This window comes from Pseudomonas sp. HLS-6 (assembly GCF_002753995.1).
Classification (GTDB): domain Bacteria; phylum Pseudomonadota; class Gammaproteobacteria; order Pseudomonadales; family Pseudomonadaceae; genus Aquipseudomonas; species Aquipseudomonas defluvii.
Window position 1 is genome coordinate 2,324,157 of record NZ_CP024478.1, and the last position, 21,827, is coordinate 2,345,983.

The 21,827-nt window shown below is 58.7% G+C and carries 34 protein-coding genes; 23 read left to right on the top strand and 11 right to left on the bottom strand.

Translation table 11 applies throughout. From position 1 onward, the window contains the following. Window positions 1-26: 26 nt before the first annotated feature. From CS390_RS10965 to CS390_RS11005, 10 genes are all read right to left on the bottom strand, one after another. Window positions 27-626 carry a DUF1566 domain-containing protein gene (locus CS390_RS10965; RefSeq protein WP_099774374.1) on the bottom strand — a complete coding sequence of 200 codons (600 nt, stop codon included), beginning with the start codon at window positions 624-626 and terminating at the stop codon, window positions 27-29. Window positions 627-646: 20 nt separating this feature from the next. Next, window positions 647-1,462: a DUF2303 family protein gene (locus CS390_RS10970; protein ID WP_099774375.1), complete on the bottom strand. Its 816-nt coding sequence runs from the start codon at window positions 1,460-1,462 to the stop codon at window positions 647-649. Between the two features lie 26 nt (window positions 1,463-1,488). Next, window positions 1,489-1,836, bottom strand: coding sequence for a hypothetical protein (locus CS390_RS10975; RefSeq protein WP_099774376.1), 348 nt, complete (start codon window positions 1,834-1,836; stop codon window positions 1,489-1,491). Between the two features lie 91 nt (window positions 1,837-1,927). After that, the gene (locus CS390_RS24945) at window positions 1,928-2,092 is read right to left on the bottom strand and encodes a hypothetical protein (RefSeq protein ID WP_157767132.1); all 165 of its coding nucleotides are present in this window, start codon (window positions 2,090-2,092) and stop codon (window positions 1,928-1,930) included. Next, window positions 2,089-2,634, bottom strand: a complete 546-nt coding sequence (locus CS390_RS10980) for a MerR family transcriptional regulator (protein WP_099774377.1) — start codon at window positions 2,632-2,634, stop codon at window positions 2,089-2,091. The genes CS390_RS24945 and CS390_RS10980 overlap by 4 nt, the downstream gene beginning before the upstream one ends. Further along, entirely contained in the window at window positions 2,631-2,900 is a 270-nt protein-coding gene (locus CS390_RS10985; protein ID WP_099774378.1) for a hypothetical protein, read from the bottom strand. The genes CS390_RS10980 and CS390_RS10985 overlap by 4 nt, the downstream gene beginning before the upstream one ends. A gap of 264 nt (window positions 2,901-3,164) precedes the next feature. Continuing rightward, window positions 3,165-3,350: a carbon storage regulator CsrA gene (csrA, locus tag CS390_RS10990; RefSeq protein WP_099774379.1), complete on the bottom strand. Its 186-nt coding sequence runs from the start codon at window positions 3,348-3,350 to the stop codon at window positions 3,165-3,167. Window positions 3,351-3,409: 59 nt separating this feature from the next. Further along, window positions 3,410-3,631, bottom strand: a complete 222-nt coding sequence (locus CS390_RS10995) for a hypothetical protein (protein WP_099774380.1) — start codon at window positions 3,629-3,631, stop codon at window positions 3,410-3,412. Next, complete coding sequence (locus CS390_RS11000) at window positions 3,628-4,068, bottom strand: tellurite resistance TerB family protein (protein WP_099774381.1); 441 nt, start codon at window positions 4,066-4,068, stop codon at window positions 3,628-3,630. The genes CS390_RS10995 and CS390_RS11000 overlap by 4 nt, the downstream gene beginning before the upstream one ends. Before the next feature lie 69 nt (window positions 4,069-4,137). Beyond that, complete coding sequence (locus tag CS390_RS11005) at window positions 4,138-4,344, bottom strand: hypothetical protein (protein ID WP_099774382.1); 207 nt, start codon at window positions 4,342-4,344, stop codon at window positions 4,138-4,140. Window positions 4,345-5,011: 667 nt separating this feature from the next. Between CS390_RS11005 and CS390_RS11010 the strand changes: the two genes are divergently transcribed. Further along, window positions 5,012-5,329, top strand: a complete 318-nt coding sequence (locus CS390_RS11010; protein ID WP_256587602.1) for a DUF1654 domain-containing protein — start codon at window positions 5,012-5,014, stop codon at window positions 5,327-5,329. 88 nt (window positions 5,330-5,417) lie between these two features. Further along, complete coding sequence (gene rhuM / locus CS390_RS11015; RefSeq protein WP_099774383.1) at window positions 5,418-6,449, top strand: RhuM family protein; 1,032 nt, start codon at window positions 5,418-5,420, stop codon at window positions 6,447-6,449. 61 nt (window positions 6,450-6,510) lie between these two features. On the opposite strand, the gene CS390_RS11020 is transcribed toward rhuM, so the two are convergent. Continuing rightward, a complete protein-coding gene (locus tag CS390_RS11020) occupies window positions 6,511-7,362 on the bottom strand; it encodes an XRE family transcriptional regulator (RefSeq protein WP_099774384.1) in 852 nt (283 codons plus the stop codon). 88 nt (window positions 7,363-7,450) lie between these two features. Here CS390_RS11020 and CS390_RS11025 point away from each other — a divergent pair, with 88 nt between their 5' ends. From CS390_RS11025 to CS390_RS11120, 21 genes are all read left to right on the top strand, one after another. Then, complete coding sequence (locus CS390_RS11025; RefSeq protein ID WP_099774385.1) at window positions 7,451-7,627, top strand: Cro/CI family transcriptional regulator; 177 nt, start codon at window positions 7,451-7,453, stop codon at window positions 7,625-7,627. Between the two features lie 65 nt (window positions 7,628-7,692). Further along, window positions 7,693-8,115: a phage regulatory CII family protein gene (locus tag CS390_RS11030; RefSeq protein WP_099774386.1), complete on the top strand. Its 423-nt coding sequence runs from the start codon at window positions 7,693-7,695 to the stop codon at window positions 8,113-8,115. A 350-nt stretch (window positions 8,116-8,465) separates the two neighbouring features. Then, on the top strand, window positions 8,466-9,134 hold the full coding sequence (locus CS390_RS11035) for a phage regulatory protein/antirepressor Ant (protein ID WP_099776639.1): 669 nt from the start codon (window positions 8,466-8,468) through the stop codon (window positions 9,132-9,134). Between the two features lie 11 nt (window positions 9,135-9,145). Next, the gene (locus tag CS390_RS11040) at window positions 9,146-9,913 is read left to right on the top strand and encodes a helix-turn-helix domain-containing protein (protein ID WP_099774387.1); all 768 of its coding nucleotides are present in this window, start codon (window positions 9,146-9,148) and stop codon (window positions 9,911-9,913) included. Further along, window positions 9,910-10,578, top strand: coding sequence for a replication protein P (locus CS390_RS11045; protein ID WP_099774388.1), 669 nt, complete (start codon window positions 9,910-9,912; stop codon window positions 10,576-10,578). Before CS390_RS11040 ends, CS390_RS11045 begins: the two co-directional genes overlap by 4 nt. Further along, complete coding sequence (locus CS390_RS11050) at window positions 10,575-10,778, top strand: hypothetical protein (RefSeq protein ID WP_256587603.1); 204 nt, start codon at window positions 10,575-10,577, stop codon at window positions 10,776-10,778. The genes CS390_RS11045 and CS390_RS11050 overlap by 4 nt, the downstream gene beginning before the upstream one ends. Then, entirely contained in the window at window positions 10,775-11,071 is a 297-nt protein-coding gene (locus tag CS390_RS11055) for a DUF1364 domain-containing protein (protein ID WP_099774389.1), read from the top strand. The genes CS390_RS11050 and CS390_RS11055 overlap by 4 nt, the downstream gene beginning before the upstream one ends. After that, entirely contained in the window at window positions 11,068-11,496 is a 429-nt protein-coding gene (locus CS390_RS11060; RefSeq protein ID WP_099774390.1) for a VRR-NUC domain-containing protein, read from the top strand. The genes CS390_RS11055 and CS390_RS11060 overlap by 4 nt, the downstream gene beginning before the upstream one ends. Beyond that, a complete protein-coding gene (locus tag CS390_RS11065) occupies window positions 11,493-12,794 on the top strand; it encodes a site-specific integrase (protein ID WP_099774391.1) in 1,302 nt (433 codons plus the stop codon). Before CS390_RS11060 ends, CS390_RS11065 begins: the two co-directional genes overlap by 4 nt. Continuing rightward, window positions 12,791-13,108: a hypothetical protein gene (locus tag CS390_RS11070; RefSeq protein WP_099774392.1), complete on the top strand. Its 318-nt coding sequence runs from the start codon at window positions 12,791-12,793 to the stop codon at window positions 13,106-13,108. Before CS390_RS11065 ends, CS390_RS11070 begins: the two co-directional genes overlap by 4 nt. A 10-nt stretch (window positions 13,109-13,118) precedes the next feature. Then, window positions 13,119-13,805: a hypothetical protein gene (locus CS390_RS11075; protein ID WP_099774393.1), complete on the top strand. Its 687-nt coding sequence runs from the start codon at window positions 13,119-13,121 to the stop codon at window positions 13,803-13,805. 386 nt (window positions 13,806-14,191) lie between these two features. Next, entirely contained in the window at window positions 14,192-14,362 is a 171-nt protein-coding gene (locus CS390_RS24950; protein WP_157767133.1) for a hypothetical protein, read from the top strand. Between the two features lie 106 nt (window positions 14,363-14,468). Beyond that, window positions 14,469-14,675, top strand: coding sequence for a hypothetical protein (locus CS390_RS11080; RefSeq protein ID WP_157767134.1), 207 nt, complete (start codon window positions 14,469-14,471; stop codon window positions 14,673-14,675). A gap of 287 nt (window positions 14,676-14,962) precedes the next feature. Continuing rightward, window positions 14,963-15,298, top strand: a complete 336-nt coding sequence (locus CS390_RS11085) for a phage holin, lambda family (RefSeq protein WP_099774395.1) — start codon at window positions 14,963-14,965, stop codon at window positions 15,296-15,298. Further along, window positions 15,295-15,621, top strand: coding sequence for an HNH endonuclease signature motif containing protein (locus CS390_RS11090; protein WP_177442401.1), 327 nt, complete (start codon window positions 15,295-15,297; stop codon window positions 15,619-15,621). The genes CS390_RS11085 and CS390_RS11090 overlap by 4 nt, the downstream gene beginning before the upstream one ends. 136 nt (window positions 15,622-15,757) lie before the next feature. Then, window positions 15,758-16,225 (top strand): phage terminase small subunit P27 family, encoded by a 468-nt coding sequence (locus tag CS390_RS11095; protein ID WP_099774397.1) that lies wholly within the window; start codon window positions 15,758-15,760, stop codon window positions 16,223-16,225. Continuing rightward, window positions 16,185-17,993 carry a terminase large subunit gene (locus CS390_RS11100; protein ID WP_099774399.1) on the top strand — a complete coding sequence of 603 codons (1,809 nt, stop codon included), beginning with the start codon at window positions 16,185-16,187 and terminating at the stop codon, window positions 17,991-17,993. The genes CS390_RS11095 and CS390_RS11100 overlap by 41 nt, the downstream gene beginning before the upstream one ends. Continuing rightward, entirely contained in the window at window positions 17,990-18,178 is a 189-nt protein-coding gene (locus tag CS390_RS11105) for a hypothetical protein (protein WP_099774401.1), read from the top strand. The genes CS390_RS11100 and CS390_RS11105 overlap by 4 nt, the downstream gene beginning before the upstream one ends. Window positions 18,179-18,180: 2 nt before the next feature. Next, a complete protein-coding gene (locus CS390_RS11110; RefSeq protein WP_099774403.1) occupies window positions 18,181-19,452 on the top strand; it encodes a phage portal protein in 1,272 nt (423 codons plus the stop codon). Further along, window positions 19,449-20,423, top strand: coding sequence for a S49 family peptidase (locus CS390_RS11115; RefSeq protein ID WP_099774405.1), 975 nt, complete (start codon window positions 19,449-19,451; stop codon window positions 20,421-20,423). Before CS390_RS11110 ends, CS390_RS11115 begins: the two co-directional genes overlap by 4 nt. A 61-nt stretch (window positions 20,424-20,484) precedes the next feature. Further along, window positions 20,485-21,798 carry a phage major capsid protein gene (locus CS390_RS11120; protein WP_099774407.1) on the top strand — a complete coding sequence of 438 codons (1,314 nt, stop codon included), beginning with the start codon at window positions 20,485-20,487 and terminating at the stop codon, window positions 21,796-21,798. The last annotated feature ends 29 nt before the right edge of the window (window positions 21,799-21,827 follow it).

Below are 21,827 nucleotides of genomic sequence, written 5' to 3' on the forward strand. Positions count from 1 at the left end.
GCGCCCTGATTTGAATGAATGAAGGATTAAATAAACAACCTGCGGACGGGGCGGACGCGGAGCTCGCCGCCCTTGCCGATGAAGTACTGATCGCCACCATCGAAGGTCATGGTGAATGCGTAGTAGGCGGAGCGCTGCGAGCTCGACCAGTAGTAGCAGTCCTGCGCGAACACCTCGGGGCAGTTCACCCAGCAGTGATACAGCTCGGCCGCTGCCGGCAGGTAGAAGTCGTGATGACCATCAGCCTTGTACTCAGCACAGGCGTTTGCGGCTGGGTGCTGGGTTTCTTCGTTGCAAAGCCATTCGGTGTTGGCCTTGCCGTCGGTCTTGCTGGTCGACTTCGATTCTTCCCGGTAGCCGCCCCATTCGTGGTCGCCAGCGTCGGCAGCAGCGATGATCAGGTAGTGCGCCGGCACATCACCACGGGCCGCTACGATGCCGCCGTTGATACCGCCCTGGCCCGGCCATGGCTTGCCGACAGCAGGGATATCAGTAAGCGCTGTGGTTTCAGCCTTCATGGCGCCACTGGCTGCGAGGGCCGCACTGAGCACGGCCAGGGCTGGCATGGCTGCCTTTGGCGAGGAATGAATGTTAAGGGTGAGGTTCTTAACGTAAATCGATTGCATGATGATTCCTCGGTGCGGGGTTACTTCGCGTCGAAAGTGCCAAGGGAGAGCGAAGCGGCCGCCCCTACTTTTTCATCGAGCACCGCCTTAAATTCTTGGGCGATCTCTTCGCGCTGCGCTTCTTCGCCAATCCAGCGCAGCTTCAGTACTGGCTGCGCGCCACTGGTGATGACAGAAACGCGCAGTCGGATTACCTGCTCGCCCAGACCCTCGAACGGGATGACCTTGAAGTCCAGCCAGGCCGGCAAGGTTTCTTTGCTGCTGGCCTCGATCTGATCCATGGTGCTGCGGCTGGCGCGGGTCTCGCCAACTGCGTGATCACTTTCCGACGAGGCCTTCACAGTGATAGTGCGTACTGCAGCGATTGCCTTGGCGATCGACATGCCGCTGCCATCTTCGGCCGTTGCCACCAGGTGCTGGTGCCAGTCTTCAATCCAGTCGCTCATGGCCTTCTGGTTCAGAGCCTGGCCACCCACCGCCTGTACAGCGGCGAACGCTGCCGAGGCCTTCAGGCGCAGCACGGCTCGATCATCGGCGTGGCCCGGGTTCAGTGGGGTGCCGATGTTGAAGAGCACAACGCAGCTCATGGCGTCCTGGTCGATGAAGCCTTTGGCGTCAGGCGCTGCGCGCTCCACGACGTACCCGCTGAAGTCAGCCAGCGAATGGGTGGAGTAGGTGCCACGGAAGCGGCTACGGCCTGCCTGGAAACGTTCCAGGTCGATAACTGTGGCGCTTTCAGGAACCAGAACGGTCGGGGTGTTGGTCGGCAGGACTTTGCCGGCGGCGGCCAAGGCGTTATCGGTGATGAGCTGGACTGCTTCTTTGCTGAGAGACATTCGTGTTTTCCTTGCGAGCGATGAGGTTAGTTGCGGGGAATTACAGGTGCTTGTTCACGACTGAACAGCTGGTCGTGCTTTTCGGGGAACAGGGAAAGCTTGCCGCCGACGCCGACGTGCATTGGTGTATCGAGGCTGGTGTTCTCGCTGCGGGTACCGCGCTTGGTTGGCACCTTGTAGTCGAGCTTGTGCTTGATCTTGACCTGGCTCGACTCGCCAATCTGGCTGAAGTCGAGAGTGATGGTCAGCTTCCCGGCTTTGCCGTAGTCCACGACGCCGGCGGCGACTTCGGAAAGGGCGTGGCCGATCTGGCTGGCGAAAGCGCCACCGTTAAGCTCCTCGAGGAACTCGGCTGTATCGGTTGGGGTTGGCATGATTTCGTCTCCGTGGGCAGGATGCCGCTGGGTGGTAGGTCGATATGCTGCTGGCGCCGGCCATGCCGGACGCGGCTTGAAATTCGGCGGATCATGGGTGGCACACCTCCAGAGCCTGCTGGCGTGTGCCGGTGGCGGGCATGACGCAAAGCTGCTGATTGTTGGTGCGGTAGATGCCCCAGGCTGTGCTGGTTGCTCTGGCCATGCAGGCGGCATACTTGATCGCCTCCAGGTGGTTGGTAGTGGCGATGATCATTGGTCGTGCTTCGCTCTACTGCTGATCGGCCTGGCAGGGAAGTCGATCTCGTAGTCGCTGATCAGGCGATCCAGCAGCTTGTCGCTGATACCCATCTGCTTGGATGCCTGGTAGCGCGATAGGCCGCCATTACGCAGCGCCTTCAGTTGCTCCAGCTTGGCCGCATCTGCCACCCGGTCGATGGCTCGACCCTTGCCGCGCCGTGCGGTGCTGACCTTGAACAGGAAGCCGCCTTGCTTGGCGATACGATGCAGCGTGGCCGTGGAGTAGCCGGTCGCTCTGGCCGCTTCGTTGTAGGTCATTGTCTTGGCCATCTCGCGTATCTGCTCGATGCGCCTGGCTTCTTCATCGCGGTGTTTCAGCGCTGCTGCCTTGCGTTCGCCGACCGGTAGCTGGTTGTTGAACTGGGCCTGCGGTCGAGGGACGTACTCGAATGGCTTTCCCACGGTCACCTGACCACCATCAGCGAAGAAGCGGTCGATCTTCGCGTTAAGGTCAGCCAGGATCTGATGGCGCGGATCTGGGATAGGTTCGCCGATCATTGCCGTGGTACCAGTTTCTGGTCTGTTGCAGTCTCCATGGCTTCAACGAATACCATCGCCGCCTTGTAACTGAAGCAAAAGCCTTTGGTCTTACCGGTGGCCAGCTCCACGACGTGATAGGCCTTGCCCTTGGTGACCACTTGGTAGCGCACTCTCTGCACGGGTGCTGGTCGACCGATCATTGCGTAGAAGTCCGTAGTTGCGAGGTGGGCGCGCAGGCGAAGGGCAGCCAAGCCCTCCACGCGCTCCTGCATGGCTGGGTGCATGTTGGATTCCTCTAGGTTTTGATGCCCGTCGACCGGGCGGGGAAGGGCTAGCCGGTGGTGGCTGTATTGGAGTGTGATCTGGCCGGTACTGATCTCCGGCTTGGCGGCCTAACTCTCTGATGTCTCAGTAGCTAGCCAACGAGACTAGGTTTGCGCATCAGCCTGCGCATCCAGATCACACCCCGATGCAGCCTGGTGATGGGGGACCAGGTGATCGGGCAGTTAACGTCAGGCTGACGTGGCGCTGGTTGTTCTTTGGCGGAGTCAGGCAGCTTCTGGGCTGCACTTCTCCGCCTGGATTCGCTCGTAGATCTCTTCACGATGCACGGCGACCTCTGCCGGCGCTGCGATCCCCAGCTTCACCTGCTGGCCCTGGACGCTCAGCACGGTCACGCTGATGTCGTCATTGATGCGGATGGTTTCGCCAATGCGGCGGGTGAGTATCAACATGGTCCTTCTCCTTGGTTGTCATCCCGCTGCCCACTCAGTGAATGGGCAGAAGTGATGCTCTATTGCTGCGTGCGTAGCTCGCTGCGCGGAACCCAGCCTGCGCCGGTTTTCACCATGCAGCCGACAAACGCTGCATAGCGCGTCTCACGCTCGGTTTGCTGGCCGTACCAAGCGCAGGATGTTCGATTGATCAGGTTTCCGGCGATCACCAGGAACGCCAGAAAAGCGACCATCACCAACAAAACGCCTTTTGCTGGGTTGGCGGAGAGCCAGGCGGTCACAGATAGTCCTTGAGGCGCACGTTCAGCTTCGCCGCTGCGCGTTCCAGCACCTCGATTTCCGCCGGCTCGATCTCGCCGTCTGACTCAGCAATGGTCAGCATGAAGTTGATGACCGTTTCGGCATCGCCAGGGGTGTGGGCCAGGTCGCCCAGCTCGCGCTCGGCGTTCATGCGGATGATGCGAGGGCCGCCCTCATTGAAGTCAGCCTTGGCCTTGTCGATCAGGTTGCCCAGTTCGGGCCCGAAGCCCTGCAGCTTCGGTTCGTTGCGCAGCAGGCGATCGATCTTGTCCAACTCAGCCGGCTCGATCTCGCCGTCAGCTGCGGCGACGTAAAAGCAGCCGTAAACGATGGCCTGCAGCAGGTCCCGGTTTTCCAGCTTGCCCAGTGCGGCGCGAGCCTCGCGGCCTTTGCCGAACAGCTTTTTCAGTCCCAACATGGTGAATCCTCTGGCGTGGTGGTTGATTTCCCGTCTGGCCCTGTCACCAAGGCCAGCCAGTGAAATCGGTCATGCATGCATCTGCACCGTTACGAAGCCATTGCTGGCCACGACATGTGTCCAGCGCTTGAACCAGACCGCGTCGCCGAACTTCTTCATCGCTGCGCGGCGTACCGCGATCACGATGCTTTCGACTGTCTCGCCCCTATCAGGCAGGGCAAGCCACTCAAGGCGCTTACCGTTGCCTATGTGTGATTCGATGTTGAACTGAGCCATGTCCCTATCTCCCGATTGATTTCCCGGATATCACTCAACGAGTGGCATCTGGTGAAATCCCGGCCTCGCTACTGGCGACAGGCCGGGTGTGTTGCATCAACGGTGATCAGTTCGCTTCCCCGCTGCTGATTGCAGGTCCGCGATTCGCTGGGGTGGGCCGCGAGCTTCCTCCAGCGCCGTCAATCAGCGGTGACGGCGCCTTCAAAGGTCCATACGAGATGCAGCGCTAAAGCTCTGTTTGGCCCCGGTTGAGTGGGTCAGGGCTGCATCAAGTCCGGCGCCCCTCATAGCCGAAGCTCAGGGCGCTAATTCTGAAACTGGTATTCCTGGGCTCCGTTACTCGCCACGGTTGGCTGGGCGCATTTCTTTCCATACGTTTACGGTTTGGGCTGCCATCACTACTCAGATACGGCGCAGCAGGGTGGGAGTCGCCCACGCCCGGTGCGTCAGTCTTTTCGCTGGCTGGCAGCCTTTCTGCGGTTGGGTTGTTAAAGAGCGTTTGGGTTGCCCCTGGCATCGCTGTCTGGCCGGCAGTTTTCCGGCAATGCGATAAGTTCAAATGCAAGCGAACTTGCATTAATAAAAGCATGCTTGTGGATTAAATGCAAGCAAGCTTGTGTTGTTTTTCATTACTGTATATCCGTACAGTTACTTGGAGTGATTGGAAGTGCCCACGCTAGGAGAGAGGTCAAAGCATCAGGAGTTGACTGGCTTGGAGAAGCTTGGTCTGAGGGTTTCAGCGATGATCAATTCGCCACTGGCCCAACAGGGGAGGAAGGTGCTGATACACCGGCTAGACACGGATACCGATCAGGACTGGGAAGTGATGATGGATCTGCTTGCAGAGACTGACGGCCTGGAAATGACCTTCTGCGATGACGGGTCGGTGATCCTGGAATGGGATGCACCAACTGACGACGATCGGGTGATCGAGATGGAGTGGGAGGTGGAGTCGGTGGAGCGGGAAGAGGAGGCGCCTTTCTGATTTAAACGGGCAAAGCAAGCTGCGAGAGAACCTTGTTCTGCTGATGGCATAATGGCATTTGATTTTTGACCTGGCACTGGAGCTGACAATGCCAAAGGATATACAGCCTTACCCTGTTGTTTCCGAAAAAGCCATGCTGTTCGCGGACGATGGCGTCGAAGTCAGCTTGAGATTCGATCCCGAGGAGCAGTCGATTTGGGCTACTTACCAAAACATCGCTGACCTCTTCGGGGTGGATGTTTCGGTCGCGAAAAAACACGTAAAAAATGTCTACGTCGATGAAGAGCTAGAGAAGATAGCAACTAGTGCAAAATTTGCACTAGTTCAAATTGAGGGTGGACGACCGGTTCAGAGAGAGGGCGTACTGCATTTCAATCTGGATATGATTATTTCCGTCGGCTATCGAGTGAACGCAAAGAGAGCGGTTCGGTTCCGTCAGTGGGCAACCAAGACTCTTAAGGCTTTCATTGAACAAGGCTACGTCATCAACGAGAAGGCTTTACGGGAGTCCCCCGAAAAGCTGAACCAGTTGGCGGCTGCCGTGCGAGCCCTTCGCTCGGAAGAGAAGCAGGTGTACGCCAAGGTCCGGGAGTGCTTCAAAATATGCTCCTCTGACTATGATCCTGGATCTAAGCAGGTCAGGAGTTTCTATGCGCTTCTGCAGGACAAGTTTCATCACGCAGTAACAGGCATGACGAGCTCCAAACTTATTCTCGATCGGGCCGATCATCATGCGGAAGGCATGGGCGTTCAGACGATGCGTGGCGATTTCCCTACGCTTGATGAAGCCAAGACGGGCAAAAATTACCTGCGTAGCGATGAGCTGTATCGACTGCACATCCTGTCGGAGCAATTCATGCTTTTCGCCGAGGGGACAGCGCTTGCGAAGCGCGAGATGACAATGGACTCTCTACACAAACAGCTAGATCGACTGCTGGTCCTCAACGACTATCCGGTTTTCAGCGGATATGAAGACTTCATCAAAGAGGAGGCGGTGAACCATGCAAAGCAAGAGCTCGGCCTCTATAAAAAACGCAAGAAGATCGAGGCTTTAGGTTATGCGTACGACGAGGAAGCCCTGGCCGCTGGTGAGTATGACGAACTGCTGATCGAGCATTGAGGTATTGAGAGCTGGATAGTGACCCCTGTCCAGCTGCTCATGTTGCCTCGGTGCAATATCATTAAACCTTGCGAGCATTCCACACAAGAAGCACCTTGGCGTGGATCGTTACGTCGTCGATCCGTGCCTCTAGATCCTTGTTCTTAGGGTTGTCAGAGATCAGCCACACGTGATCTTCATCCTTCCGCTGCAAGCGCTTGATGAGCAGGTCGCCATGCCAGCTCAGCACGTATACCCCTTCACCTGCGTAGTCATTGACGCCACGGTCAACAATCACGGGATCCTTGTCGTTGATCGTGCCCTCCATGCTCTGGCCCCATCCAGTGATGATCGCCAGGGCTTGAGGGGAGGTGTAACTCACGCCCTTATCACGCAGCAGCTCCTCGCGAATGACCACGTTCCGGATTACTTCGTTGTACTCTGGAGGCAGCTGGCCATGGCCCATTGCGGCGCGTACGTCGTACTGTGGGATCGAGATATCGCCTTCTGTAGCTGTATTAACGGCAAGCAGATTGCTGCTGTCGCCTGACCCAGAAGGATCAGCCTCTACAGCCTGGATTATTTTCCGGCGCGCCTCATCCGAAAGACCTTTGCCATGCTTCTCGAGCATGCGTTGAACCAAATCCGCCGATGACGTTGGTGCAGACTGACGACTGATCCCCGTCGGTCCAAGGTCACGCTTGCGCGGCGGCTCGTCTTTGCCTGAAAGAAGCCAGTCCACAGTTGTGTCGTAGCCATCTGCGATTGCTACTAGGTTCTCGTTTTTGATGTTCTCGGTGTCACCCGCAAACCACTGGCGAACGGCTTCGTAGCTGATGCCGCATGTGGTTGCAATGTCTCGTTTCACGCTACGAACGCCGATCGTGGGCTTCCTTGCGAGTACGAGTTTCGTGATTCGGTCAGTGATTTTCATGAGGGCAATCTACAAGAGTGCTTGTCAAGCATGCTTGTTTTGTAAATACAAGCATGCTTGAATATGAAGGCAAGCAAAGGAGGTCGTCATGACCAAAAACCAAGCAATTCAACATTTCGGGTCCATCTCGGTGTTGGCCAAAGCTCTTGGTGTCACCTATGAGGCAATTCGCCAGTGGGGTGAGGTACCGGAGCTGCGGCAGTACCAGATTGAGCGAATTACCAAGGGTGCCCTCAAGGCTAAGCAAAAGGGCGAAGCTGCCTGAGCACGAACCAAATTATCTGCCGGCAGGCATTACGCCACCACTGAAACAGAACTGGGATTTTACGAATGGACAAGTTTTTGCGGGCCTGCCACGACGCAGTAAAGGACAACGATGCCAAGACCCTGAGCGCAAAGATGGGCGTTCCCCACGTCAGTCTGCTGCAGCGCGCTAACCCGGATAACGATGCTCACCACCTGACCATCGAGCATCTGTTCGGGATTCTCCTGCATACCGAAGACATGCGTCCGCTGAAGGCGCTGGCGGATTCGTTCGGTTTCGACCTGGTAGCGAAGGAAGCACCAGTTCCCAAGGCGCTCACTGCAGCAATGATCAGCGTCGGTAAGGAAGTAGCCGAGCTGACTATCGCTGTGCACGTCGCACTTGAGGACAACCACGTTTCCCAGATCGAGAAAGCCCAGATCAGTAAAGAGATTGATCACGTCCGCAAGAGCCTGGACGAGATGGCGGCATCGGTTAAGGCCGCCTGATCGCGAGCCACAGCAGCACCGAAACACCATCGGCGGGGGCCGATGAGCAACAACGGCGTAGTCGGCAGTTGAGCCGCTCGCACCAGGAAGACCATTAAGGGGAAGGAAATGGACGGCAGTACATCAGGACGCGCGGGGACATTGAACGCTGAGGGCGGTAGCTCAGTCGGCGGGATTGGTCACGTCTGCGGGAAAGCAATTGCCTGAATCGCAGGCACAAAAAAGCCGGTGGCTAGACCGGCTTCTTCAACAACATCGTGGAGTCGATTATGCACACTGCAATCGATGCAGGCAATAGCGCCACTGTCGCGTCAGGTTCTGGCATCACCGCGAATCTATCGCGTCAGGTCATGTCGTCGCGAGAGATCGCCGAGCTGACCGGAAAGCGTCACCCTGACGTCAAGCGCGACATCCAGGCCATGGCGAAAGACTTGAAGGAAGATGTGAGCAGTTTTGCGCGCATCTATCTTGACGGTATGAACCGCCAGCAGACCGAGTACCTGCTGGACCGGGAGCACACCGACTGCCTGCTGACTGGCTATAGCGCTGGCCTGCGCATGAAGGTGATTCGCCGCTGGCATGAGCTGGAGGGCAGGGTGGTCGCTCACCTTCATGTGCCGACGAACTTCGCCGAGGCCCTGCGCCTGGCTGCTGAGCAGGCCGAACAGAATCAGCAACTCCAGCAGGTCATCGAAAAGCAGGCCCCGAAGGTAGCTGCTATCCAGCGTCTCGCTGGCGCTGGCGGAGCGATCTGCATCACTGACGCGGCCAAGCACCTGCAAGTTCCGCCCTCGAAGCTATTCGCCTGGCTACAGCAGCATCGCTGGATCTTCCATCGCAACGGATCGACGCGCTGGATCGCTTATCAGCCTCGCATCAGCGCCGGTCTGATGGTCCACAAGGTCACCGCCCTGAAGCCGGATGCCGAAACCGGTGCCGATCGCGCTGCGTATCAACCCCTCGTCACCCCGAAAGGCCTTGCTCTGCTGGCCGAAAAGAATATTGGAGCCTCGCTGTGAGTGTTCAAGCTATGACCTGGGCGCTCTCTCGTCGCGACCTCGGGAAAGACTCAAGCGCACGCCACGTGCTGCTGTGCCTTGCCAACTATGCCGGTACCGATGGCCGTGGCGCCTTCCCATCGGCCAAGACCTTGACCGAAGACACGGGCCTCTCTGAGCGCACTGTGCGGTCGAAGCTGGATCTACTGGAAGAGAAGGGCTTGATCGTTCGAGGTAACCAGGCACTGGCTGCTGTGTACATCGATCGTCACGACCGCCGCCCTGTGGTTTACGACCTCCAGATCAAGCGGGGTGCAGTGGCTGCACCTCGTAACGAACGGGGTGCAACTGACGACACGGGGTGCAACGTACAGCAGAACGGGGTGCAATCTACGACAGAACGGGGTGCAGCCATTGCACCCAATCCGTCACTTAACCATCAAGTAACCGAAGAGCAGCAGCCGCGCGAGTTGCAGGATGTGATCGCCGATCAAGATCGCCAGGCGCTGGAGTCCCAGGACTACCTGCAGCGGTTCGCCATGTTCGCCGAATGGAATCCACCGGTCGACAAGGTGTCCGTCCAACTGACCCTGGCCGGCCTCACCCTCGAAGCGCTCACCGAAGAGGCGCTGAAGGGCTTCCTGGGCTTCTTCGTCGCTAGACCCAAGGTGTTCGACAGCAATGGCGGCTGGTGCTTCCGTCTGGCCAAGTGGCTCAAGAGCGAGAAGGCCAAGGCTGCAGCCGAAGCAGAACTGGACGAGACCAAATCCAACTGGGCACAGAAGGGGGTGCGCCTGTGACCGCGACCAATGTTCGACAACTCCTCGCCAGTCGCAAAACCGATCCAACCTACCAGCCACCGGCTGAGCCAGGCCATGTACCGATTGATCCAGCAACCCAGCAGGTCATTGAGGATTTGTTCCTACGGTTGCGCGGCGCCTGCGGCGCTTGGCGCCAATCTTGGCCAACACCTTCCGTGATGGATGCGGCCAAGCTGGAATGGCTCGGCGAGTTCATGCGTTCCGGGATCACTCGCCTCGAGCAGATCGACCACGGCATGCGCGTGCTGAGCGCGAGCAAGTCCGCGTTCGTTCCGGCGCCGGGCGTGTTCGTCAGCTGGTGCTTCGCGCCGGAAGGCTTGGGCCTGCCCAGCGTCGAAAAGGCCTACGCCCAAGGCCTGCGCAACTGCCATCCAGCTATGCGTGGATCGGCGAAGTGGATGCATCCAGCCGTTTACCACGCAACTGCTGCCGCCGGTTTCCATAGTCTGCCGCTGATGTCGCGTGAGCTCGGGCTGAGCTGCTTCGAGAAGCACTACCTGGCGCAGTGCCGGAAGATTTGGAAAGGCGAGAGCCTGGGGCCGGTACCGGTCGCCGAGCTTGCTGCACCGCCCGCGCCACGCACTCTCGATGTGGGGCGTGCCGCGCTGCAGGCGCTGCGTGCGGGTCGAGGTGCACGCGCATGACCGATCCGATGCTGGCTGCGCCTGACCTCACTGAGTACCGCTGGGCGCTATACGCCTGCGGTCACCTGCTGGACCTCACCAATAAGCCCCAGCCGCCTGTTGGCCTGTACCGCGACGAAGCGTCGGCGCGAATTCATGGCCTGCGTATGTGGCCATCCACTTTCACTGTCATCGATCTTCACGGAGACGACCGCCCATGAAGCAATCCAAGCTGACCAAAGCCGCGCGCGGTCGGGAGTGCCAGGTGCGCATTCCAGGCGTTTGCAACGGCAATCCCGAAACCACCGTGCTGGCCCATTACCGGATGTCCGGCACCTGCGGCGTCGGCATGAAGCCGAATGACCTGCAGGGTGCTCATGCTTGCAGCGCCTGCCATGACGCTTGTGATGGCCGCAGCAACGTTGTCGACCGTGAGACGGCTCGCCAATACCACGCCGAGGGTGTCATGCGCACGCAGGCCGTCCTGATCCGTGAGGGGGTAATTGCTGCATGAAGACCGCCAAGCCAGCGCTATTCGGTACGAAGAAGCCCCGTGCCAAGCCTGTCGACCGCGAAGGCCTGGAGCAGGCCGCGCTGATGCGGGAAATCGAGCTCCGCTACCCGCAGGTCTTTGAGCTGATCTACCACGTGCCGAATGGTGGTCACCGGCACAAGCTGGTGGCGGCCAAGTTGAAGCAGCAGGGTGTGAAGGCCGGTATCCCTGACCTGGTGCTGACCATGGCGCGTGGTGGTTTCTTCGGCCTGTACATCGAGTTCAAGGCAACCATTGAGCCTGCCCCCGTGTCGGCCAGTCAGTCGGCCTGCTTGCGCCGGTTGAATGAGCAGGGCTATCTGGCGGTCGTTTGCCGGGGGCACTTCGATGCCATGGAGCAGATCCGGGCATATCTGCGCATGGCGCCGACCAAGGTGGCCGCATGAGTGCGACGCGGGAAGTGAAGTTCAGCGAGGCCGAGCTGCGCCGCCAGGCTTCCGATAGGTCTGTGCGCGACCTACGCGATCCTCGCCACCCGGGCCTATACCTGCGCTTCTGGAGTACTCGCGACCGTGGCACCTGGCATCTGGTGCGCGGTAAGCGGTGGGTGCCAATCGCTCGCTGGCCAGACCTGAGCGTTGCGGCGGTGCTGGAGGTGCTGCCGGCACTGCGGCAACGCCTGATGCGTGACCCAGCCACTGCGCCGGTTGCTTCGGGCATGGATACCGTTGGCCGGCTACTGGACTGGTACGGTGACCGGATGTCCCGTGACCGCTCGCTGTCGGCCAAGCGTAAGGCCGGCGCTCGCTCCGCCATCGCCCGGCACCTGAAGCCGCGCCTGCATTACTTGACGATGGTTGATGTCTGTGCCGACAGCCTCGACAAGCTTCTGATGTGGCCGTGTCAGGCCGAAGTGTCGCTATCGTACCTGCGCCAGATGTTCGCGCTGCTGCTGACTGCCTTCCGCCAGGCCCTGCAGTTGGGCCTCATCGATCGCAACCCCATGGCCGGGATGCGCTTTAGTGATTTCACCAAGGCCAAGATCCTGCCCAAGGCAGCGCGCCTGCGAGACGTGCAGCTTCCTGAGGTGATTCAGAAGCTGGTCCAGGCGTTCGATGCAGCGCCCGGTGACGCCATGCTCGCCCTGATGATGCTTGCCCACGGCACGCGGATCGGTGAAACCCGCCGTGCGCGCTGGAGTGACATCTCGCTGGCAGCGGCCGAGTGGTTCATCCCCGCAGCGCACACGAAGACCCGCACCGAGCACCGCTTGCCGCTGACTGCTCAGCTCAGGGCGCTGCTGGTCCGCTATCGAGCTATCCAGCAGGCTCATGGTTACGATGGAGCCTACCTGTTCCCGAGCCGCCGTGGTCAGCCGCTGAGTGAGGCTCAGGCCAGTGCCGTGTTCACCCGGCTGGGGAAGGGCGCCTGGACCAGCCATGACCTGCGCAAGGTCTCCCGCACCACCTGGACCGACCTCGGTATCGACGGTCATATCGGCGAGATGCTGCTCAACCACTCGCTAGGCAAGATTGCCAGCACTTACATCCACACCCAGGCTATGCAGCAGCGCAGAGCGGCTCTGGAAAAGTGGCACGCGTGGCTTGACGGTATCGGCTTCAGCGCCATTCACGGCCTTAAAGAGGCCTTATCCGAGATTTCACGGAATCGCATGCAGCCCGCTAATGGCGCAGCTTCAAGCAACCTTACCGAATTTGTTATTAGCGAGGATTCAAAGGCATGAAAAAGAGCCATGGCCCCGCCTTCCGCAAGCAGGTGATCGAACTGGCCCAGTGCCCAGCATGCCGGGGGGTGGCGGTCATCGAAGGGGTGTTTCACGAGATGGCCTGCGTGCAGTGCAACGCCTCTGGCTGGGTAGTGGCAGCGACTGGTGAGGCGCTACCGGTGGATGAGCTGGTCACCCAGTTGAGCCTTCGTTTGCAGGCTGCTCAGCGGCAGATCGAACAGTTGAATAAGCCAGTGCTCATGGGGCCGGCTGCGCAGTACCAACAGAACAACCGTCGCGGTGCCGGCGGAACGAATTACACCGGGGATTGAGGGGAAGGACATGATCTATAGCAGCGTATCGGGGGCGGTAGTCGCGGCATTGGCAGCAGGCGAGAAGGGCGCTGCAAAAGGGCAGGCATGGCAGAAGCTGTATAAGGCCGCCGAAGAGGAGGCCGGCTGCCTGGCCTCGTTGAGCAGTCCTTCACATGGTCTGGATCGTACCCAGGTGGATTACTGGCTTTCGGCGCGCCTGCATCACCTGCTGATCCCGCGACACTGGGATGCCCTGGTGGCGAAGTACAGCACCAGTAAGGTGAAGAAGGTTCAGGCGATCACGGCGGTGAGGCCTCTTATTGCCAGCCCGGCACCACAGCTATTCATCTACAAGGCGGTGACGGCCTGGGCGATCCCGAAGTTGAAGGGCGCTCGTCGAAAGGCCCCGCGCTCGGTGTCAATTGAGGTCCCGCTGGACGCTTCACCATGGCGCCGGGAGGCGACGGTAAATGCTGCAGTCGCTGCAGGTCAGGCAGAGAGGCGCCGGATCGAGGCGCTGGAAGAGGATGTGATCATTCTGGCGGACAGCTTCTACGACATGAACACCTGGGACCTGGACGCTACATCCGAGCCAACACGGCGCCGCTGGAGAGCGCAAATCAACGAGAAGCTCGACGGCATGGTAGATGACGCCCTGGCTGAGGTGCGGGTGATTCTGGAGGCCGAAGGCCTGCTGATGAAAGACGCCGCATGATTGCTTGTTGACATCAGTGAGCAACTGAGCGAAATTATCCCCATCCTGTCATTCCTGCGCGTGTTGAGGAGTGGCTCTAAAAAACCCGGCCATCGTGTCGGGTTTTTTGTTACTAAGGTGGTCTCCCATCTGTCGAAAATTTTCGTTTTTCGACATCCGCGCCACGAAATCATTAATTTGCAAATTGTGGCGCGAACATCGCGGATTAGAGACAACTTTGAGGGCATAGTGACACTATGTCACCGAAATATCGGCCGAACAGCGCTAATTTCCCTCGAAATTGGATAGAACTCCCCCTAGATTTGCTAGTCGAAACGTTGCATAACGTAGATACGTGACGCAGAATGCGCCCCGTTTTTGCAACCGACTGCCTCAAGGAGAGGGACATGACTCTGGATTTCAGAACGTTACGCTTGGTTTTTTCGGGCGCGATCGTTGGCGTAGCGATCGCCGGTCTGCTTGGCTTCGACACTTCGTCCTTTGGGGCGGCTGGTGTGGCCTCCCTCATTGGTGCAGGCGGCACCGTTGCCGCGCTGAAATTTGTGGCCATCATCTGAAATGCCTCTCGACTTGGGCCTAGATGCCTGGACTGTTGTAGTAGGCTTCATTGCGGTGGTCCTGCGATATTTGATGCAGGGATTCAGCGTTAAGAAGGATGAGTGCGTGGTCGCTTTTCTGAATGGCGCTACGATTGTTCCCTTTGCAGTCTTGGTTTCATCGGCCTTCAGCCCTGACTTCCTTGAGCTGGCGATGACCACCAAAGGCTCCATGGCACTGGCGGGTGGTGTCGGGATATTTTCAGTGGCAGGCGACGTGCTCGCTCCCAAGGATCTGCGCCGTCGCTCTCGTACACAGGTAAACGAGGCCTAGCAATACCATTTACCCTCGGCATTTGGCCGAATAATAATTTTTGAGCCCTGGCATTTGCCGGGGCTTTTTCGTTTATGCAGATGACGTGCGCAGGCAGCTGCGCTAAGTCGGTAGTGGCGTCGATCAAAGCCGTGCGCTCCCTGATCGGCTACGCGATGAGAGGCTGGGGTACGTGACCCAGCGATCCAGCCCATCAAGCCGGGTAAGCACCGGCCCTCTGCACCCATACGAGCCTTGGCACCTGCCGGGCCTTTTAACTTGCGCTCCCTGCTACGGGAGGATCTGAGATGCCAAACATGCCCGACAAACCAGACACCTGGCTGCTTGTGCTCGCCTGGCTGAGCCAGCACGCCCCAACCATCTATGCTGGTGCTCTGTCGTTTGTCGTCGGCGCACTGCGGATCATTTACGGTGGTGGCACGCGGCGGCAGGCACTGCTCGAGGCCTCGCTATGTACCCTGATCACCATCGGCCTTATCCCGCTGCTCGAGTACTTCGGTCTGCCCCAGAACTTCGCAACGGCTGCCGGTGTGTTCATTGGCTTTCTGGGAGTGAAGAAGATTGCTGATTTGGCTGACCGGTTTGCCGAGTTCAAGCTGCCGCGTCGGGGAGCTGATCAATGACGCTGCCTTCGCCAGGCGTTGAAAAACAGCCAAAGCCCTATAGCTACCGCTGGCAACAGGCCCGATTGGGTTGGCTGCATAAGAATCCTTTGTGCGTTAGATGTGAGAAGACAGGGCTCGTCGTGTCGGCCACCGTCGTCGACCACATCAAACCACACCGCGGTGACATGACCCTGTTCTGGGATCGGACCAATTGGCAATCGCTGTGCACCAACTGTCATAGCTCCTACAAGCAACGCCTTGAGAAGTCAGGACGCGAGGTTGGGTGTGACGTCAGCGGAAGGCCGCTGGACCCACGGCACCACTGGAATCGGCCCTCCTGAAAGCCTCTGGGCGCTGCGGGGCCCCATGATCCAGGGTAGGGGGGGTGAAAATGTTTTTCTTGAAAACTTTCCTGACCGTTCGCCCCCCTTCGTGCGCAAAGCCGCGAAATGAAATGATTTTTTTTGGGATCAAAAAATGGCTGGGAGACGACCGACCCCGACAGAGCTGAAGCTGGTCAGGGGGAATCCCGGCAAGCGCCCGATCAACAAGAAAGAGCCACTGCCAGCCAAGCGCATTCCCAGCACTCCGGCGCATCTCACTGATGAAGGTCAAGTGGCCTGGGGGCGACTCACTGTCCTGCTCGATCGCATGGGCGTGCTAACTGAGGCAGACGGCTTTGCGCTTGAGCGACTCTGTGATTGTTACTCCGAGATTCTCGCTTTACGCGAACTTGTTGACGCCAATGGGCGAACCTACGAGACCACCAGCACCCAAGGTGAGCTGGTGATTAAAGCGAACCCTGCTGTTGCCATGCTCGCTGACGCCGACCGACGCTTTAAAAGTTACCTGGTCGAATTCGGCCTCACCCCAGCCGCCCGATCTAAAGTCCAGATAAAAGCCGATGACGACCAAGAAGACCAGTTCGCGGAGTTCTTCGGTTGAGGATCCTGCTACCCAGTATGCGCGTGAAGTGCATTCCGGTGAGCGAGTCGCCGGGCCGGACATACGAAACGCATGCGCCCGTCATCTGAAGGACTTAAAGGAAGGGCATAAGCGCGGGTTGGTTTGGGATCTGGAGGAGGCCAACAAGGCCATTCGGTTTTACCGCACGGTCCTGAAACTGAACGGCGGTGAGTTCGAAGGTCTGCCATTTGAGCTGTTGCCTTGGCAGAAATTTATCGTCGGCAGCATTTTTGGTTGGAAGACCAATGATGGTTACCGGCGCTTTCGCGTGGTTTACGTCGAGAGTGGGAAGGGCTCAGGAAAGTCACCGTTAGCCGCCGGAGTGGGGCTGAAAGGCTTGGTCGCAGACAATGAGGCACGGGCCGAAATCTACGCGGCGGCGACGAAAAAAGACCAGGCGATGATCCTGTTTCGAGACGCCGTTTCGATGGTGCAGCAGTCGCCGGAGCTGACGAAGCGCCTGGCCTGCAGTGGCACCGGTCAGAACATCTGGAACCTGGCTTACCTCAAGGCTGGATCGTTTTTCCGCCCGATCAGCTCCGACGACGGTCAGTCAGGTCCCAGGCCGCACATGGCGTTGATTGACGAGGTGCATGAGCACAAGACCAACCTTGTCGTGGAGATGATGCGAGCCGGCACCAAGAGTCGTAAACAGGCACTGATTTTCATGATCACCAACAGCGGCTCAAACAAGCGCGGACCGTGCTGGGAGTATCACGAGTACGGGTCCAGGGTTGCTTCCGGCGCGCTGATCGACGACGGTTTTTTCGCCTACATCTGCTCGCTGGATGAGGGTGATGATCCGATCAAGGATGAAAGCTGCTGGTTCAAGTCGAACCCGTCACTGCAGGACGCCGATCTACCAGGCATGAAGTACTTGCGTGAACAGGTGACGGAGGCGCGAGGGATGCCGAGTAAAGAGGCGATGGTTAGGCGGCTGAACTTCTGCGAGTGGACGGGCGCCGAATCGCCCTGGATCTCATGGGATGTTTGGAGCCAGGCCGAAGAGCGCGTACCTATGTCGGTCCTGCGAAATCGCCCGTGTGTAGGTGGACTGGACCTGTCCAGCACCACTGACCTTACATCCTTTGTGTTGCTGTTCTATCCGACCTATGAGGATCCGCACTGGCGGCTGCTTCCGTATTTCTGGATTCCCGATTTCGAGCTGGATAAACGTGAAGCGAGGGACAAGGTGCCTTATGCGGCCTGGATCAAGTCGCGGGATCTTGAAACAACGCCGGGTCGAGCCATCAGCAAGCTGCATGTACTTCGCAGGATGCAGACCATTTGTGACTTCTTCCAGGTGGACAAGATTGCTTTTGACCGGTGGCGTATTGAAGACATGCGTCAATTGATGACTGAGTACGATATCGCGCTGCCGCCGCTGGTTGAATTTGGGCAGGGCTTCAAGGATATGGGGCCAGCGGTAGACGAATTTGAGCGCCGCTTGCTTGGGATGGCCGAACTCAGGCCTGAAGGTGGCGATTCATCAGATGAACTCTTTGATGATGCACCCCCAGTCGAAACGGTGGAGTCCTTGCGTCATGACGGTAACCCAGTCATGACCTGGTGTGCGGGTAACGCGGTGATCGTTTCTGACCCGGCAAACAACCGCAAAGCAGATAAGGCCAAGGCTACCGGGCGAATCGACGGGATTATCGCGGCCATTATGGCGACTGGTATCAGCGGGGCAGTCTCAAGCGGTAGCAGTGGCACATCCATCTATGACGAAGGAGTCGGGGTTTGAACATCATCGCAATTGCAGCGTGGCTGGCTGGTCTGTTCGGCTTCGGCCTGCTGGTCGGCGGGGTCGCTCTGATTCATGTGCCCACTGCTTTTATCATTGCGGGGCTTGGCCTGATTGGCTGGGCATGGCTGGCTGACAAGGCTGCCGCCCGTGCTCAATTCAAACGCAATCCCGAAGGGGGCTGAGCATGTTCTTCAGCAATCTGCTTGGCGCCAATGAGGGTGCAGTTTCCGAGGGGAGTAGCGGCTTCTGGCGCGGCCTGATTGGCTCTGGTCGGTCGGCCGCAGGGGTGACTGTCACGCCGGACACCGCTTTGGCAATCACGGTTCTCCAGAATTGCGTCACGCTGTTGGCAGAGAGCATTGGCCAGTTGCCGCTTGAGATGTACCGCCGGCTCGGGGATGGCAAGCGTGAGGTCGCTTCAGGTCATCCGCTTTACGATGTGCTGCGCTACCAACCCAACCCGTGGCAGACACCCTATGAGTACCGCGAAGCCGGGCAACTGGCATTGGGGTTGAGAGGCAATTGCTACAGCTACATTGAGCGGGGTGATGACGGCGCAGTGAAAGCGCTTTATCCACTTCACAACGATAAGGTGCTGGTCCTCAAGGGCGGAGATCTCCGGCCGGTGTATCGCATTGGCGGACATGAGCCGTTGCCTATGCGCTTGATACACCATGTGCGTTGGCACACGAAAAACCATTACACGGGCCTGTCGCCCATTGAGTTGCATGCAGATGCGGTCGGCTTGGCCCAGGCGGTTAGGCAGTACGCGGGCAAATCATTCGCCAACGGTACCGCCGTCAGCGGTGTAATTGAGCGACCGCGGGAGGCGCCGCCAATTAAGGAACAGGTCAGCATCGACCGTATCCTCGATCAGTGGGGGACCAAGTTCTCAGGCATCGACAACGCCAAGAAGGTCGCGATGCTGCAGGAGGGTATGACCTTCAAGCCGGTATCGATGAATAACGTTGATGCCGAACTACTGGGCATCCTCAAGGCTACCGGCCTCGATCTGGCGCGGATCTACAAGATCCCCCCTCACATGGTTAACGACCTGGAAAAGGCCAGCTACAACAGCCTTGAGCAACTGCTGATTCAGTACGTGATCTTTGCCTTGATGCCATGGGTCAAGCGGCATGAGCAGGCGATGATGCGCGACTTTTTACTGCCGGCCGAACGGCGGGAGTACTTCATTGAGTTCAACCTTTCCGGCTTGCTGCGAGGCGACCAGAAGAGCCGCTACGACGCATATGCGATCGGTCGCCAATGGGGATGGCTGTCGATCAATGACATTCGCCGCCTGGAAAACATGCCGCCGGTGGCCAACGGTGATAGCTACCTGCAGCCGCTGAACATGACTGATGTGGCGCATGGCCTACCCAACATGAACAACCCCGACGTCCGCGCTCAGCTCGAGCAGCAGCGCGACGACATCTTGAGGATGCTTGCCGCATGAAACGACATCTGCGCGCCGCCAGTCTGCTGTTCAATCAGCCGCTGTTGACCACCCCCGATATGCTGGATATGGCTGTGCGCTGGGCCAACCAGACGATGAGCCTGAATATCGTCAATTTGAACATGGGAGGAGCGGCAGCCGATCCCAAGCTGTTTTATGACGATGAGGATTACCAGGCGCAGCAGGATCGCCGCGAAGAGCAGCGCCGTGCTGCGATCGCCCAAACGGGTGTTGAGGTGATTCCGGTGCACGGGGTGCTAGTGAGTCGCGGCAGCCATCTGAATGCTTGCGAAACGATGACCAGCTACGAGGGGTTACGTGCAGCGCTGAATCAAGCGGTGGCCGACCCCATGGTCGAACACATTGTGCTCGACATTGACAGCCCAGGCGGCAGCGCAGTCGGAGCCTTTGAGCTGGCAGCGGATATTCGCACAGCAACCAAGATCAAGCCCATCACCGGCTTGGTCAACTTCATGGCGTACTCTGGTGGCTACCTGATTGCAGCCGCATGTACAGACGTAGTGGTCAGTCTGACCTCTGGCGTGGGGTCCATTGGCGTGATTGCCAGCCACATGGACCGGTCCAAGATGATCGAGGGTATGGGCGTCAAGGTCACCACGGTGTTTGCAGGGGCGCACAAGAATGACCTGAGCCCAAACGAGCCGATCACTGATCAGTCACTTCAGGTGCTCAATGAGATTGTCCAGGAGAGCTACCAGCTCTTCACGACCCATGTTGCCGAGTACCGTGGTCGCGACGTGACCGACATCATTGCCACTGAGGCCGGATGTTATCGCGGCGCGACTGCCATTGCTGTTGGCCTCGCAGATCGCCTGGAGTCACCGCAGCTCGCGGTAGATAACTTGTCTCAAGCCGTCGCCATCAGTCGCGCGCAACGACAGGGCGGCGCTCAAGCACGACAGCGAATCAGTGTGCAGGCCTCAGCCTTCGCCATTCAGTCTCAACTCTGACCGCGTTCGCGGCAGTGATCTCAACCGCCTATTGGCGGTTTTTTTATGCCCAGGAGGCAGTATGTCCCTCGTAACTCAATTGCGTAGCGAACGCGCCACTATCAATGGCCAGATTCAGGCGCTGGCCCAACTTGAAGCTGCGGGCACCTCGCTCAGTGCAGAGCAGTTGGCCCAGTTCGAGCAGCTCAGCGTTCAGTTCAACAGCCTGACCGACAAACTTTCTCGAGCTGAAGCCGCCGAGCGAATGGCCGCGACCAATGCAGTGCCCGTCGATGAGAGCGCTCAAGGCCTGAATGGTCCGCCCGGCAACATCAGTGGCCCATTTACTGCCAAGCCTGTGCCAGGTGCCAACATGGCGCAGATGGTTCGCGTGCTCGCTGCAGCGCGCGGCGATCAGCATGCCGCCGCCAAGATGGCGAAGGATTCAGGCTACAGCCCTGAAATCGCCATGGCTCTGAGCACCGTTACTCCGGGTGCTGGCGGGGTTCTGGTGCCGCAAAGCTTCTCCAGCGAAGTAATCGAATTGTTGCGACCGAAGTCGGTGGTGCGCAAGCTCGGCGCTGTCTCCTTGCCGCTGCAAAACGGGAACCTCACAGTACCGCGAATTAAAGGCGGCGCAGTCGTCGGCTACATCGGTACCGAGGAGGATATGCCGGCTACCGATATGCAGTTCGACGATCTGAAACTGTCGTCGAAAAAGCTGGCGGCCCTGGTTCCGATCAGCAACGACCTGCTTGCGTACTCGGGCACCAACCCGAGCGTTGATCGTCTTGTCGTCAACGATCTGACTGCCTCTGTAGCAACGGCAGAAGACCTGTCCTTCCTGCGTGGCGCAGGCACCGGCAACCTGCCCAAAGGGCTGCGTTTCTGGGCGCCGGCTTTCAACGTGTTCGCGGCACCGGCAGCAGTGACGCTTGAGGCTGTCGAGTTTGCCTTGTCTGCCTTGATCCTGCGCCTGGAGAATGCCAACTCCAATATGACCGCTCCCGGCTTTGCCATGGCGCCGCGTACCAAGCGCTGGCTCTCGGCGCTGCGTGATGGCAATGGCAGCAAGGCCTATCCAGAGCTGGACCAGAACATGCTGAAGGGCTTCCCAGTAGGCTCCTCTACCCAGATCCCGATCAACCTGGGGGCCGATGGCGATGCCTCGGAAATCCATTTCGCAGACTTCGCGGACTGCTTCATTGGCGAAGACGACGCGATGGTCATCGACTTCAGCAAGGAGGCTACCTACAAGGACGGCAGCGGCAACGTCATCAGCGCCTTCCAGCGTGATCAGACGTTGGTGCGCGTGATTGCCAAGCATGACTTCGGCCCACGGCACGTTGAGTCGGTGGCAGTGATGACCGACGTCAAATGGGGCAGCACCCTCTAACACACCCGGCCCGGAGCTCCGGGCCTTCC